Annotated in this window: 12 protein-coding genes and 1 riboswitch; of the genes, 9 read left to right on the forward strand and 3 right to left on the reverse strand. The window is 72.6% G+C overall.

The annotated features are described in order from the left end of the window. The 5 genes from ACGFSH_RS28845 to ACGFSH_RS28865 form a co-directional block, all read left to right on the forward strand. Positions 1 to 717, forward strand: a 717-nt coding sequence (locus ACGFSH_RS28845; RefSeq protein ID WP_393353602.1) for a flavodoxin-dependent (E)-4-hydroxy-3-methylbut-2-enyl-diphosphate synthase, incomplete at its 5' end; no start/stop codon positions are given. A 30-nt stretch (positions 718 to 747) separates the two neighbouring features. Beyond that, on the forward strand, positions 748 to 2,682 hold the full coding sequence (dxs, locus tag ACGFSH_RS28850) for a 1-deoxy-D-xylulose-5-phosphate synthase (RefSeq protein ID WP_393353603.1): 1,935 nt from the start codon (positions 748 to 750) through the stop codon (positions 2,680 to 2,682). Continuing rightward, positions 2,679 to 4,064, forward strand: coding sequence for an aspartate aminotransferase family protein (locus tag ACGFSH_RS28855; RefSeq protein ID WP_393353604.1), 1,386 nt, complete (start codon positions 2,679 to 2,681; stop codon positions 4,062 to 4,064). The genes dxs and ACGFSH_RS28855 overlap by 4 nt, the downstream gene beginning before the upstream one ends. Positions 4,065 to 4,161: 97 nt before the next feature. Next, positions 4,162 to 4,797: a helix-turn-helix domain-containing protein gene (locus ACGFSH_RS28860; RefSeq protein ID WP_393353605.1), complete on the forward strand. Its 636-nt coding sequence runs from the start codon at positions 4,162 to 4,164 to the stop codon at positions 4,795 to 4,797. After that, positions 4,794 to 4,916 carry a DUF6126 family protein gene (locus ACGFSH_RS28865; protein WP_069774050.1) on the forward strand — a complete coding sequence of 41 codons (123 nt, stop codon included), beginning with the start codon at positions 4,794 to 4,796 and terminating at the stop codon, positions 4,914 to 4,916. The genes ACGFSH_RS28860 and ACGFSH_RS28865 overlap by 4 nt, the downstream gene beginning before the upstream one ends. A 25-nt stretch (positions 4,917 to 4,941) precedes the next feature. Here the strand turns inward: ACGFSH_RS28865 and ACGFSH_RS28870 are convergent, their stop codons facing one another. Beyond that, complete coding sequence (locus ACGFSH_RS28870; protein WP_393353606.1) at positions 4,942 to 5,739, reverse strand: tyrosine-protein phosphatase; 798 nt, start codon at positions 5,737 to 5,739, stop codon at positions 4,942 to 4,944. 208 nt (positions 5,740 to 5,947) lie between these two features. Between ACGFSH_RS28870 and ACGFSH_RS28875 the strand changes: the two genes are divergently transcribed. The 4 genes from ACGFSH_RS28875 (at position 5,948) to ACGFSH_RS28890 (ending at position 11,539) form a co-directional block, all read left to right on the forward strand. Continuing rightward, positions 5,948 to 8,023: an alpha-galactosidase gene (locus tag ACGFSH_RS28875; protein ID WP_393353607.1), complete on the forward strand. Its 2,076-nt coding sequence runs from the start codon at positions 5,948 to 5,950 to the stop codon at positions 8,021 to 8,023. A gap of 268 nt (positions 8,024 to 8,291) precedes the next feature. Further along, positions 8,292 to 8,485, forward strand: a riboswitch (cyclic di-AMP (ydaO/yuaA leader). A gap of 4 nt (positions 8,486 to 8,489) precedes the next feature. Continuing rightward, positions 8,490 to 9,446, forward strand: a complete 957-nt coding sequence (locus ACGFSH_RS28880; RefSeq protein WP_393353608.1) for a peptidoglycan DD-metalloendopeptidase family protein — start codon at positions 8,490 to 8,492, stop codon at positions 9,444 to 9,446. Positions 9,447 to 9,729: 283 nt separating this feature from the next. Further along, positions 9,730 to 10,515 carry an SGNH/GDSL hydrolase family protein gene (locus tag ACGFSH_RS28885; protein WP_393353609.1) on the forward strand — a complete coding sequence of 262 codons (786 nt, stop codon included), beginning with the start codon at positions 9,730 to 9,732 and terminating at the stop codon, positions 10,513 to 10,515. A gap of 154 nt (positions 10,516 to 10,669) precedes the next feature. Beyond that, positions 10,670 to 11,539: an SIMPL domain-containing protein gene (locus ACGFSH_RS28890; RefSeq protein ID WP_393353610.1), complete on the forward strand. Its 870-nt coding sequence runs from the start codon at positions 10,670 to 10,672 to the stop codon at positions 11,537 to 11,539. 8 nt (positions 11,540 to 11,547) lie between these two features. On the opposite strand, the gene ACGFSH_RS28895 is transcribed toward ACGFSH_RS28890, so the two are convergent. Both ACGFSH_RS28895 and ACGFSH_RS28900 read right to left on the reverse strand, forming a co-directional pair. After that, positions 11,548 to 12,168 (reverse strand): TetR/AcrR family transcriptional regulator, encoded by a 621-nt coding sequence (locus tag ACGFSH_RS28895; protein ID WP_393353611.1) that lies wholly within the window; start codon positions 12,166 to 12,168, stop codon positions 11,548 to 11,550. Between the two features lie 150 nt (positions 12,169 to 12,318). After that, positions 12,319 to 13,539 (reverse strand): Glu/Leu/Phe/Val dehydrogenase dimerization domain-containing protein, encoded by a 1,221-nt coding sequence (locus ACGFSH_RS28900; RefSeq protein ID WP_393353612.1) that lies wholly within the window; start codon positions 13,537 to 13,539, stop codon positions 12,319 to 12,321. Positions 13,540 to 13,654: the final 115 nt, after the last annotated feature.

Below are 13,654 nucleotides of genomic sequence, written 5' to 3' on the forward strand. Positions count from 1 at the left end.
CGTCGTCTGCTGCAGAAGTACGGCAAGGCGACTCCTGAGGCGCTGGTGGAGTCGGCGCTGTGGGAGGCGTCGCTGTTCGAGGAGCACGACTTCCGCGACATCAAGATCTCGGTCAAGCACAACGACCCGGTCGTGATGATCGAGGCCTACCGTCAGCTCGCCGCGCAGTGCGACTACCCCCTGCACCTCGGGGTGACGGAGGCGGGTCCGGCGTTCCAGGGCACGATCAAGTCGGCGGTCGCCTTCGGCGCGCTGCTCTCGCAGGGCATCGGCGACACCATCCGGGTCTCGTTGTCGGCTCCGCCGGTGGAGGAGGTCAAGGTCGGCAACCAGATCCTGGAGTCGCTCAACCTCAAGCAGCGCGGCTTGGAGATCGTCTCGTGCCCGTCCTGCGGCCGCGCGCAGGTCGACGTGTACAAGCTGGCGGAAGAGGTCACGGCCGGTCTGACCGGTATGGAGGTCCCGCTGCGGGTCGCGGTGATGGGCTGCGTCGTCAACGGTCCCGGCGAGGCCCGCGAGGCCGACCTCGGCGTCGCCTCCGGCAACGGCAAGGGCCAGATCTTCGTCAAGGGCGAGGTCGTCAAGACCGTCCCCGAGTCGAAGATCGTGGAGACCCTCATCGAAGAGGCCATGAAGCTGGCCGAGCAGATGGAACGCGAAGGCGTCGCTTCCGGCGTCCCCGCCGGCACGGGAAAACCGGCCGTGACGGTGAGTTGAGGCAAGGCACGGACCGAGAGGGGGCCCGACGTGACGATCCTGGAGACCATCCGGCAACCACGCGACCTGAAGGCGCTGTCCGAGGCGGAACTCGGTGAACTGTCCGAAGAGATCAGGGAGTTCCTGGTGCAGGCGGTCGCCAGGACCGGCGGCCACCTCGGACCCAACCTGGGCGTGGTGGAGCTGACCATCGCCCTGCACCGGGTCTTCGAGTCGCCGGCCGACCGCATCCTGTGGGACACCGGACACCAGAGCTATGTGCACAAGCTGCTGACAGGGCGTCAGGACTTCTCCAAGCTGCGCGGCAAGGGCGGCCTGTCCGGCTACCCCTCCCGCGAGGAGTCCGAGCACGACGTCATCGAGAACAGCCACGCCTCCACCGCGCTCGGCTGGGCCGACGGCCTCGCCAAGGCCCGCCAGGTGCAGGGAGGGACGGGGCACGTGGTCGCGGTCATCGGCGACGGCGCGCTCACCGGCGGCATGGCCTGGGAGGCGCTCAACAACATCGCGGCGGCCAAGGACCGGCCGCTCATCATCGTCGTCAACGACAACGAGCGCTCGTACGCGCCGACCATCGGCGGACTCGCCGACCACCTCGCCACCCTGCGCACCACCGACGGCTACGAGAAGGTGCTGGCCTGGGGGAAGGACGTGCTGCTGCGCACCCCGGTCGTCGGGAACACGGTCTACGAGTCGCTGCACGGCGCGAAGAAGGGCTTCAAGGACGCCTTCGCGCCACAGGGCATGTTCGAGGACCTCGGCCTGAAGTACGTCGGCCCGATCGACGGCCACGACCTGGGGGCCGTCGAGTCCGCGCTGCGGCGGGCCAAGCGCTTCCACGGCCCGGTGCTGGTGCACTGCCTGACCGAGAAGGGGCGCGGTTTCGAGCCGGCCCTCGCGCACGAGGAGGACCGCTTCCACACCGTCGGCGTGATGGACCCCCTCACCTGCGCCCCGCTCGCGCCGGCCGGCGGGCCGTCGTGGACGTCCGTCTTCGGCGACGAGATCGTGGCGATCGGCGAGGAGCGCGACGACGTCGTGGCGATCACCGCGGCGATGCTGCACCCGGTGGGCCTCGGCAGGTTCGCCGAACGCTTCCCCGACCGGGTCTGGGACGTCGGCATAGCCGAGCAGCACGCGACCGTCAGCGCCGCGGGCCTGGCGACGGGCGGGCTGCACCCGGTCGTCGCCGTCTACGCCACCTTCCTCAACCGGGCCTTCGACCAGCTGCTGATGGACGTGGCCCTGCACCGCTGCGGCGTCACGTTCGTCCTGGACCGCGCCGGGGTGACCGGCGTCGACGGGGCGTCCCACAACGGCATGTGGGACATGTCCGTGCTCCAGGTCGTGCCGGGACTGCGCATCGCGGCCCCCCGCGACGCACGTCAGCTGCGCGCGCAGCTGCGCGAGGCGGTGGCGGTGGACGACGCGCCGACGCTGGTCCGCTTCCCCAAGGAGTCGGTCGGACCGGACGTGCCGGCCGTCGGCCGGGTGGGCGGCATGGACGTGCTGCACCGCGGCGAGCGGGCGGACGTGCTGCTGGTGGCCGTCGGCGTGATGGCGCCGGTGTGCCTCCAGGCCGCCGAGCTGCTCGCGGTCCGCGGCGTCGGCTGCACGGTGGTGGACCCCCGCTGGGTCAAGCCCGTCGACCCGGCCCTGCCCGGGCTCGCCGCCGGACACCGACTGGTGGCCGTCGTCGAGGACAACAGCCGGGCCGCCGGCGTCGGATCGGCGGTGGCGCTGGCCCTGGGCGACGCCGAGGTCGACGTGCCCGTGCGCAGGTTCGGGATCCCGGAGCAGTTCCTCGCGCACGCCAAACGCGGCGAGGTGCTCGCCGACATCGGGCTCACGCCCGTCGAGATCGCCGGCCGGATCGGCGCGAGCCTGGCCGGCGGGGACGCAGGCTCCGTCGCCGGGGCCGCGGCCGGCCCGGCCGGGGAGCCAGTCAAGGAGAAGGCGGAATGACCACGGAGTTCGACCTCGGCGCCCTGCTGGCCGAGCGCGGAGCCGAGCGCTACGAGCTGCACGGCAAGTACCTCAACCACCAGCTGCCGCGCATGCTGCACACCATCGGCTTCGACAAGGTCTACGAGCGCGGCGAGGGCGCGTACTTCTGGGACACGGACGGCAACGACTACCTCGACATGCTCGCCGGGTTCGGGGTGATGGGCCTGGGCCGCCACCACCCCGTCGTTCGCAAGGCGCTGCACGACGTCCTCGACGCCCGGCTCGCCGACCTCACCCGCTTCGACTGCCAGCCGCTGCCCGGCCTGCTGGCCGAGAAGCTGCTCGCGCACAGCCCGCACCTGGACCGCGTGTTCTTCGGCAACAGCGGCACCGAGGCGGTGGAGACCGCGCTGAAGTTCGCCCGCTACGCCACGGGCCGGCCCAGGGTCCTGTACTGCGACCATGCCTTCCACGGGCTCACGACGGGCTCGCTGTCGGTGAACGGCGAGTCGGGCTTCCGGGACGGGTTCGCGCCCCTGCTGCCCGACACGGCCGTCCCGCTCGGCGATCTCGACGCGCTGGCCGCGGAGCTGGCGAAGGGGGACGTCGCCGCCCTGATCGTCGAGCCGATCCAGGGCAAGGGGGTGCACGAGGCGCCGCCCGGCTATCTGCGCGCCGCCCAGGAACTGCTGCACCGGCACAAGGCGCTGCTCGTCGTGGACGAGGTGCAGACCGGACTCGGCCGGACCGGCGACTTCTACGCGTACCAGCACGAGGACGGCGTCGAACCGGACCTGGTGTGCGTGGCCAAGGCACTGTCCGGCGGGTACGTCCCGGTGGGCGCGACGCTGGGCCGGGACTGGATCTTCAAGAAGGTCTACTCGTCGATGGACCGGGTGCTGGTGCACTCGGCGAGCTTCGGCTCCAACGCCCAGGCCATGGCGGCGGGGCTGGCCGTGCTGGCCGTCATGGAGAACGAGCAGACCGTCGCGAACGCCCGGCTGACAGGTGACCTCCTGAAGTCCCGGCTCGCGGCGCTGACCGACCGCTACGAGCTGCTGGCCGACGTCCGGGGCCGCGGGCTGATGATCGGCATCGAGTTCGGCAGGCCCCGCTCGCTGAAGCTGCGCAGCCGCTGGACCGTGCTCCAGGCGGCGCGCAAGGGGCTGTTCGCGCAGATGGTGGTGGTGCCGCTGCTCCAGCGCCACCGGATCCTCACCCAGGTCTCCGGCGACCACCTGGAGGTGATCAAGCTGATCCCGCCGCTGGTCATCGGCGAGGCGGAGGTGGACCGGTTCGTCGACGCCTTCACCGCCGTGATGGACGAGGCGCACAGCGGCGGCGGGCTGATGTGGGACTTCAGCAAGACGCTGGTGAAGCAGGCGGTCGCCAACCGCTGACCGCGGGGACGCTCCGTCCCCTCGGCCGCGGGATCCGGCGGTTTGCCTCTGAGGCAAGGGATTTGCCGCAGAGGCAAATCCAGCCTCCAATGGAGTCATGAACCCACCCGAGCCGGAGCCCTCGGTCCAGCAGGCCGAGGCCGCTCTGCCCGCCGTCGCCCCCCAGCTGCGCGCCCTGCGCCGCCGGGCCGCCCTCACCCTGGAGACCGCGGCCCGCGCCGCCGGGCTGTCGCCCGCGCACCTCTCCCGTCTGGAGACCGGACAGCGCCAGCCGTCGCTGCCGATGCTGCTCACGCTCGCGCGGGTCTATGGTACGACCGTCTCGGATCTGCTCGGGGAGACGGTCGCCGACCGTGACGCCGTCGTCCGCGCCGCCGCCATGGAGCCGACCCGCGCCGGCGGCTGGACCTACTGGCAGGCCGGCGCCTCCGGCCGCGGGATGCAGGCCCTGCGCGTGCAGGTCCCGCACGGCTCCCAGGGCGACATCGTGCGCGTGCACCCGGGGGAGGAGTGGCTGTACGTCCTGAAGGGCCGGCTGCGACTGCGCCTCGGCGACACCACGGACCTGCTGGGCCCCGGGGACAGCGCGCACTTCGACTCGCTGACCCCGCACCGTATCGCCGCCCAGGACCCCGACGGCGTCGAGCTCCTCTTCGTCCACACCTTGTTGCAGAGCCCTGCCGCCACGCTGTGCCTGGGGCCGAACCCGTCCGAGAACGGAGCCACGTCATGAGCGACTACGAGGAGAAGTTCCCCCGCACGCTCTGGATCCGGCTGATCATCTACATCGCCGTCGGACACCTCTTCGCCGCGTTCCTGTGGCTGCTGTTCGAGGTGGGCACCAGCCAGTAGCGGGGTGCGGCGCCCGCGGCCGCCGTCAGTCGAGGAGGCGGTCGCGCAGCCGCTCGCGGGTCTCGGGGGAGAGCCCGAGACCCTGCTCCAGATAGGCGTCGGACCCGCCCCAGATCTCCTCCACGGTCTCGAACGCCGCCGCCAGGTACTCCTCGCGTGCGTCGAAGAGAGGGCTCAGCAGCTCCATGATCTCGGGGGAGTAGGCCTCGCCCGAGGCCGAACTGCGGCGCACCTTGTAGCGGCGGTGCAGGGCGTTGGATTCCAGGTAGTCCCCGAGGATCGCGTCCCGCTCCACGCCCACGGCCAGCAGCGTCACCGCCACCGACAGGCCCGCGCGGTCCTTGCCCGCCGCGCAGTGCATCAGGGCCGGGAGGCTGTCCTCGGCCAGCGCGTGCAGCACCCGCGCGTGCTCGGCCGTCCGCTCCCTGACCATCGAGCGGTAGGAGGCGGTCATCCGGTTCGCGGCCTTGCCGTCGCCGAGGATCCCGCGCAGCTGGTCGACGTCGCCGTCACGGACCATCTGCCAGAACTCGGCGCCGTCCGCCGGGTCCGACAGGGGCAGGTTGACGTTGCGCACGCCCGGCAGTTCGACGTCCGGGCCCTCCAGCTTCTGGTCCGCGGCGTTGCGGAAGTCGAAGATCGTGTGCAGGCCGAGGCCGGACAGGAACGCGGCGTCCTCGTCGGTCGCGTGCGCGAGGTGACCGCTGCGGAAGAGCACGCCGTGACGCACGCGCCGGCCGTCCACGGTCGGCAGCCCGCCCACGTCCCGGAAGTTGCGCACGCCGGCCAGCTCGGGCTCGGTCGACGGGATCTGCTGCGTCACTGGGGCTCCCTCCCTGTCGGTCACCGTCGGCGCGGCTCCTGTGGCCGACGGGACATCTCCCCGACCATACGACATGGGTACCCGGGGCAACGGGTTGTCCACAGGACGTCCGCCCAGGTGGGAGTCGGGTCGCCGAGGGTTGCCCGACGGGCCGACCGCACTCGATGATGTCGGTGTTTGATCGCACCTGTTCGAAAGTGGGGGCTTGATGCCCGAGATCGCCGACAATGGCCGTACGTGGCTCCTTTCGGGGCCCACGAGCAGCTATGCCCTCCATCTCACCGAGGCCGCCGAGCTGGTCCATCTGCACTGGGGCCCGCGCATCGCGCTCGCGGACGCCGAGGCGCTCGCCGCGCTCGCGCCGCAGGAGCGCGGCGCCTCCTTCGAGGCCCCGCTCGACGGGCACGAGGAGTACCCGGTCGAGGGCGGCCCCCGCTTCGTGCGGCCCGCCCTGTCCGTGCGCACCGAGCAGCGGCGCGGCACCGAGTGGGCCTTCGAGGCCCACGAGAGCGACGGCGACGAGCTGCGGCTGCGCTTTCGCGACGCCGGCCTCGCGCTCACCCTGCACTACCGGATGCGCGGCGACGTCGTCGAGCGGTGGGCCACCGTGCGCAACGAGGGCACACAGCCCCTGGAGCTGCTGCGCGCCGACTCGGCCACCTGGACCCTGCCGCTGCGCGACGCCTGGCGGCTGTCCCAGCTGCACGGCCGCTGGGCCGCCGAGTCGCGGCTGACGCGGTCCCCGCTCACCTACGGCGAGAAGGTCATCGGCAGCCGCCGCGGCCACACCGGACACCAGCACCTGCCCTGGGTCGCCCTCGACACCGACGCCACCGAGGAGCGCGGCGAGGTCTACGGCTGCGCGCTGGCCTGGTCCGGCTCCTGGCGGATCGCCGTCGCCCAACTCCCCGACGCGCGCGTGCAGATCACCGGCGGCGCCGGATACGACGACTCGGGCCTGCTGCGCCTCACCGCGGGCGAGGCCTTCACCACGCCCGTCTTCGCCGGGCTGTGGAGCGACGCCGGCTTCGGCGGGGCGAGCCGCGCCTGGCACGCCTACCAGCGCGCGCACGTCATCCCGGACGCCGAGCAGGACCGGCCGGTGCTGTTCAACTCCTGGGAGGCGACCTACTTCGACATCTCCGAGGAGCAGCAGGCGGCCCTCGCCCGGCGGGCCGCGGCGATCGGCGTCGAGCTCTTCGTCGTCGACGACGGCTGGTTCGGGGCGCGCACCGGCGACCACGCCGGACTGGGCGACTGGCACGCCAACCCCGACCGCTTCCCCCACGGGCTCAAGCCCCTCGCGGACCAGGTGCACGCCCTCGGCATGCGGTTCGGCATCTGGGTCGAGCCCGAGATGGTCAACCCCGACAGCGACCTCTACCGGGCGCACCCCGACTGGGTGCAGTTCCAACCGGGACGAAAGCGTACGGAGTTCCGCAATCAGCTCATGCTGAACCTCGCGCGGGAGGACGTCCAGGAGTACCTCTGGGAGCAGCTCCACGGGCTGCTCTCCAGCGCCCCGATCGACTACGTCAAGTGGGACTTCAACCGGTGCTTCACCGACGCCGGCTGGCCGGACGACGCCTATCCGCAGCGCCTGTGGGTCGACCACGTGCGGGCCCTGTACCGCCTGCTGGACCGGCTGCGGGAGGCCCACCCCGGCGTCGCCTTCGAGTCCTGCTCGGGCGGCGGCGGGCGCGTCGACCTCGGCATCATGAGCCGCACCGACCAGGTGTGGACCTCCGACAACACCGACCCGCTCGACCGGCTCGACATCCAGCACGGCTTCAGTCAGATCCATCCCGCGCGCGTCATGGCCGCATGGGTCACCGACAGCCCCAACGCCCAGCTCAACGGCAGGGTGAGCTCGCTGCGCTTCCGGTTCGTCAGCGCCATGGCGGGGGTCCTCGGCGTCGGCGGCGACCTCTCCGAGTGGAGCGAGGACGAACTCGCCGAAGCGCGTCGCTGGGTGGATCTCTACAAGGACATCCGGCCGCTCGTGCAGCAGGGCGACCTCTACCGGCTGCGCCCTCCGGCGGGCGGGCTGAGCGCCGTGCAGTACGTGCGCGGCGACGAGAGCGTCGTCCTCGCCTGGCTGCAGGCCCAGCGGTACGGCGAGCCCGTCCCCGCCCTGCGGCTGCGCGGACTCGACCCGACGGCGTCGTACGAATGCCGTGAAACGGGCGAAGTGCACCGGGGTGCGGTGCTGCTGCATCACGGACTGCGGACCGGGCTGCGCGGCGACCTCGATGCGACGGTTATCCGCCTGCGTCGCATCTGAGCTTTCTGTCCGAATTGAAGCCTTAGTTCCAACTCGCCGGGAAGTAAGGGAACCTGGAGCACCGTCACGTGAGCAGCGTCATATCGGTGACCGTACGTCGTGCGTCATGTTCACGTAATTCGCAGGGTTCTCCTGTGCCTTGAGGGGGAGAGAGGCACTTGTTTCACGCAGGGTGACGGGGGATGCCCGGCGGGGATCAAGAGAAACGCGTGAACCGTGCAACCTTCGCTTGTCTCCGTGCGTCCGGGTCGCTTACGTTCCACCCCAATCCGGACGGACGCCGAATCCTGCCACCGCCCGGATCCCGCACACTCACCCGTGCATGGCAGGAGCGGGGGACCCACAGGCACAACCGCCTGTTCCGGTTCCCGGAACAGGCTAGGGGTCAAGTCGCGCCTCGGCGCGGCCGGGCATCTCCAGCCCGCACCCGACAGCTCACCTCGCAGGCGCCGGAGAGGAATCCGTCATGCCCGCGAAGGGTAAGCACCGCCGTCCCAAGGCCCAGCGTCTCACCCGCTCCATAGCCGTCGCCGGAACGGGCGGAGCCGCACTCGCCCTGCCGCTGATGGGCGCCTCCGGCGCTCACGCCGCCACCCCCGGGTCGGTTGCGCAGACGTCCGCGCAGTCCGTCGCGCAGACGGCCCCGGAAAAGGCCGTCCAGGCCGCCGGGACGACCCGCAAGACCGCCACCGCGAAGACGTACACCGTGCGGTCCGGCGACTACCTCTCGAAGATCGCGGACGAGCAGAACGTCAGCGGCGGCTGGCAGCGGCTCTACCGCGACAACCGCGCGGTCGTCGGCGACGACCCGTCGCTGATCCACCCCGGCCTCCGGCTGTCGATCGGCAAGAAGGCCGCCTCCGGCGCCCACCAGCCGTCCGGCTCGTCGTCCTCCCGGTCCGCGGCCCCCAAGTCGCAGTCCGCCACGGGTTCGTCGAAGGCTTCGCAGTCCTCCGCGTCGAAGGCGCCGGCCTCCTCCTCGAAGACGACCCAGGCCGCCGAGAGCAACGCCGGCGGTTACGTCCTGCCGGTGTCCGGGGCCGTCGTCGGCACCCCGTACCACCAGTCGGGCAGCATGTGGTCCAGCGGCTATCACACGGGCACGGACTTCGTCGTCCCCACCGGCACCACCCTGAAGGCCGTGGGCGCGGGCACCGTCGTGTCCGCGGGCTGGGGCGGCGCGTACGGCAACCAGGTCGTCATCAGGCTCGCCGACGGCTACTACGCCCAGTACGCCCACCTCTCCCAGCTCTCGGTCTCGGCCGGCCAGACCGTGACCGCGGGCCAGCAGGTCGGCCTCTCCGGGGCGACCGGCAACGTCACCGGTCCGCACCTGCACTTCGAGATCCGCACCACGCCGGACTACGGCTCCGACGTGGACCCGATCGCCTACCTGCGCGCGCACGGCGTCTCCGTCGGCTGACCCCCCGGCAACCCCGCCTGACACGCAGCCGAAGGCCGGGCCCCACCGATCGAAGTATCCGGGGCCCGGCCTTCGTGCTGTCCGCACGCCACCGGTCCCGCACCGCGCGGAGCCGTCGCGGACCGACGGCGTCCCGGCGCGATCGCCTATTCCCTGGTTGGCAAATTCTTTAGGAGTGGCTTATCTCACCGACCGTCAACACCTGCCTACGGTCGCGTAAGTCACATTCGAAGGTGAATCATGAACTGCTGTGGCAGACGATTCGAAGAGTGACAACAGATCAGTGATCGGGTCGTACGTGGCGGTGGGGGACAGCTTCACCGAGGGCGTAGGCGACCCCGGCCCGGACGGGGCCTTCGTCGGCTGGGCGGACCGGTTCGCGGTCCTCCTCGCCGACCGGCGGCCCGAAGGCGACTTCGACTACACCAACCTCGCGGTCCGCGGAAAGCTGCTCGACCAGATCATGGAGGACCAGCTCCCCAGGGCCGTGGAACTCGCCCCGGACCTGGTCTCCTTCTGCGCGGGCGGCAACGACATCCTCCGTCCCGGCACCGACCCGGACGAGGTCGCCGAGCGCTTCGAGCGCGCGATCTCGGCCCTGAGCGCCGTCGCCGGCACCGTCATGGTGACCACCGGCTTCGACACCCGTGGCGTCCCCGTGCTCAAGCACCTGCGCGGCAAGATCGCCACGTACAACGGACATGTGCGCGCCGTCGCCGACCGCTACGGCTGTCCGGTGCTCGACCTGTGGTCCCTGAAGTCCGTCCAGGACCGCAGGGCCTGGGACGGCGACCGGCTGCACCTCTCCCCGGAGGGGCACACGCGCGTGGCGCTGCGCGCCGGCCAGGTCCTGGGCCTGGAGGTGCCGGCCGACCCGGAGCAGCCCTGGCCGGTGCTCCCGCCGCGCGGCACCCTCGAGGTGCGGCGCGACGACGTGCACTGGGCGCGCGAGTACCTCGTGCCGTGGATCGGCCGCCGGCTGCGCGGGGAGTCCTCCGGCGACCACGTGGTCGCCAAGGGCACGCTGAAGCCGGACGACATCAGGATGCGGATCTCCGCCGTCGCCTGACGGGCGCGACCGGCCGTCGGTCCCGGGCGGCCGGCCGCTCCACCAGTGAGGTGACCGGACGGGAGTGGCGTCCCCGCGCGCGCAGGGGCGGGTGCTGGGATGACCGCACCCGCCCCCCCCCGCTGACGTCCGACACCCCGAGGACCGGTCCCGCATGCCTCTTCCCCGTCGCTCCGTCGCCGCGGCCGTCGTCTGTCTGCTCGCCCTCGGCGTCCCGGTGCTCGGCGCGGCCCCGGCGCTCGCGCTCGCCGCCCGCCCGGCGGCCGCACCGCGGCCCGCGCACGCCGAGCCCACGCCCGTCCCGGGGGCCGCTCCCGTTCCCGAGTCCACTCCCGTTCCCGCGCCGGATCCCGCTCCCTCCGCGCCCGTGCCCGGGCCGGCGACCGCGCCCGCGACCGCGCCCGCGACCGTGACGGTGACCGGGGAGGGCAGTGCGAGCGCGCCACCCGACCTCGCGGTGGTCGGCGCCGGGGTCGAGACCTCCGCCAAGACCTCGCAGTCCGCCCTGGACGCGCAGAACCAGGCCGCCGCCGCGCTGCTGGCCGCCGTCCGGGCCCAGGGCGTCGCCGAAAGGGACATCCACACGCGGAGCGTCACCCTCACCCCCCTGCACGACTACACGGACGGCGCCCCCCGGTTGACGGGCTATCAGGCGGCCCAGTCCTTCACGGTGACGGTCCGCGAGGTGGCGAGGACCGGCGCGGTCCTTCAGGCGGTGACCGACGCGGCCGGCGCCGCGGCCCGCGTCGACTCCGTCGTCTTCGACGTCTCCGACCCCGCTCCGCTCCAGGCCCGCGCCCGTGCGGCAGCGCACGCCGACGCCCACGCCAAGGCGGAGCAGTACGCCCGCCTCAGCGGCCGCCGGCTGGGCGCGCTGGTCTCCCTCAGCGAGGACGCCTCGACCTACCCGCGCCCCGTGCCGCCGCCCGGGGAGACCTCAGGCGCGAGCACCGGCGCCGTTCCGGTCGCCCCGGGTGAGATCCGGGCCGGGGCGACGGTGACGGCGGTCTACGCACTCGACTGACCGGCCGCTCAGCGCGTCGAGGCGTCCGGCGCTCCCGGGGACAGGCCCAGTTCACGGTCGAGCGCCTCGTCGACCCACTCCTGCGCCCGCGCGCGGGACAGCGCGCCGTCGTAGGACGTCACCTGCACGGCGAGCCCGTCCAGCAGGGCCGTCAGACGCAGGGCCGAGCCGGCCGGGTCCGGGCACGGGAACTCGCCCGCCGCAACGCCCTCGGCGATGACCTCGACGAGGGCGGCCTTCCACTCCTGGTCCAGCCCCCGGGCCACCTCCCGCAACGCCGGTTCGCGCAGAGACACGGCCCAGCCCTCGATCCACAGCCGCCAGCCCTTGGCCTGCCCCGTGGGCGCGTACCAGCGCACGGCCGCGCGCAGCCGGCGCAGCGCCGTCGTCCGCCGGCCGACCAGCTTGCGCAGATGCGCCAGGTCGTCCTGGGCGGCATGGGCGAACGCCTCGGCGACGAGCCGCTCCTTGGTCGAGAAGTGGTAGAGCACCAGGGCGTTGCTCACGCCGAGCGCCGCGGCGACGTCGGCGATCCTGACCGCCGCCACGCCCCGCGCCTCGATCTGCTCGATGGCCGCCCGCAGCAGCTCCTCGCGCCGCTCGGCCACACTCAACCGGACCCTCGCCACGCGGACACCCTAGTCCGTGGCCTCGGACGAGAGGGAGGCGGCTTCGTGGCACGGCGACCCCGCAGCCGCACGCCGGATGCCGCACGCCGAATGCCGCACGCCGAATGCCGCACGCCGAATGCCGAACGCCGAACGCCGAACGCGAAATCCTCACGCCCGGCGCGGTGTCCCGGAGTCGTACGTCCCGGAGCCGTACGTGCCGAAGCGGTGTGTGATCACCGGCAGACGTTGTTCGGCGATCGCGTGCGCGGCGGCGCGTGGCGTCGTCCCGTCGGCCTCCGCGCGCGTGAGCACGAGTTCGACCAGGGCGCGCATGGACCGGCGGGTGTGCGCGAAGGCCTCCCGCGCGTCCGCGCCGATGTCGCCGAAGAGCGTCCACCACCACCAGGCGTTGGTGCCGGAGTTGACGACGACGTCCGGCAGCACGCTCACCCCGCGCGCGTGCAGCAGCGTCTCCGCCTGCGGTGTGACGGGCATGTTGGCCGCCTCGGCTATCCACCGCACGCAAGCGCCGATCCGCTCCTGCTCCTCGACCCCGATCGCGTACGACACGGCGGCCGGGACGAGCACCTCCGCCTCCACCGACAGCCAGGCGTCGTCCGGCAGCTCGCGGTCGCCGGGCCGCAGAGCGCCCCGGTCCACGGCGCCGTGGGCGTCCCGAGCGGCGAGCAGCGCCTCGACGTCGAGCCCCGCCGGATTGGCCACGGTGCCCTTGACGTCGGCGACGGCCACCACGGTCAGGCCCGCGCGCGTGAGGAAGCGGGCGGTGGCGCCGCCCATGGTGCCGAAGCCCTGGAGCGCGACGCGGGCGCCGGTGTGCGCCGCCCCGGCCCGGTCCAGGGCGGTCAGCACGGACTCGGCGACCCCGCAGCCGCCGACCAGCTCGTCCAGGCCGATGCCGCCGACCTCGACGGTGAAGGCGGCCGCCAGCCGGGCCCGGGCGGCCGCCTCGTCGTCGAGCAGCGGGTGCACCGCCTGCACGCAGGACACCAGCCCCACCTCCGCGACGGCACGGTCCACCAGGTCCTGGGTCAGTCCCAGGTCCTCGCCGGTGGTCCAGCAGCTCTCCACGTACGGGCGCATCGCCCGCAGGTAGCGCACCAGGAGCCCGTAGGCCTCCGGGTCGCGGGGGTCGCAGTCGATGCCGCCCTTGGCGCCGCCCAGCGGGACGTAGCGCGCCGCGGGGTCGTAGTGCAGGGCCTCCTTGAGGCTCATGCCGCGGGCGAGTCCGGCGACCTCGTCCAGGGTGCAGCCCGCCCGCATGCGCAGGCCGCCGCTGCAGACGCCGCGCACGAGCCGGTCGACGACCAGGAAGCCCCGGCGGCCGGTGAGGTGGTCGGTCCAGGTGAGGGACAGGAAGGGTGAGGTCACTCGGGCTCCTCGACCGGGGGTGGCAACTGAACGGTGGGTCAGTATCGGGAGCGGCGGCGGGGCCTGTCAACGCGTTGTCGCGGGCGGCGACCATAATGGAATGCCTCAGCGACTC

The sequence above is a fragment of the Streptomyces sp. NPDC048481 genome (assembly GCF_043200075.1).
Taxonomy (GTDB): Bacteria; Actinomycetota; Actinomycetes; order Streptomycetales; family Streptomycetaceae; genus Streptomyces.

Excerpts from the sequence above, each read along its gene's own strand:
- ACGFSH_RS28855 (WP_393353604.1), top strand. The coding sequence starts at position 2,679 with ATGACCACGGAGTTCGACCTCGGCGCCCTGCTGGCCGAGCGCGGAGCC.
- ACGFSH_RS28860 (WP_393353605.1), top strand. The coding sequence starts at position 4,162 with ATGAACCCACCCGAGCCGGAGCCCTCGGTCCAGCAGGCCGAGGCCGCT.
- ACGFSH_RS28865 (WP_069774050.1), top strand. The coding sequence starts at position 4,794 with ATGAGCGACTACGAGGAGAAGTTCCCCCGCACGCTCTGGATCCGGCTG.
- ACGFSH_RS28875 (WP_393353607.1), top strand. The coding sequence starts at position 5,948 with ATGCCCGAGATCGCCGACAATGGCCGTACGTGGCTCCTTTCGGGGCCC.
- ACGFSH_RS28880 (WP_393353608.1), top strand. The coding sequence starts at position 8,490 with ATGCCCGCGAAGGGTAAGCACCGCCGTCCCAAGGCCCAGCGTCTCACC.
- ACGFSH_RS28890 (WP_393353610.1), top strand. The coding sequence starts at position 10,670 with ATGCCTCTTCCCCGTCGCTCCGTCGCCGCGGCCGTCGTCTGTCTGCTC.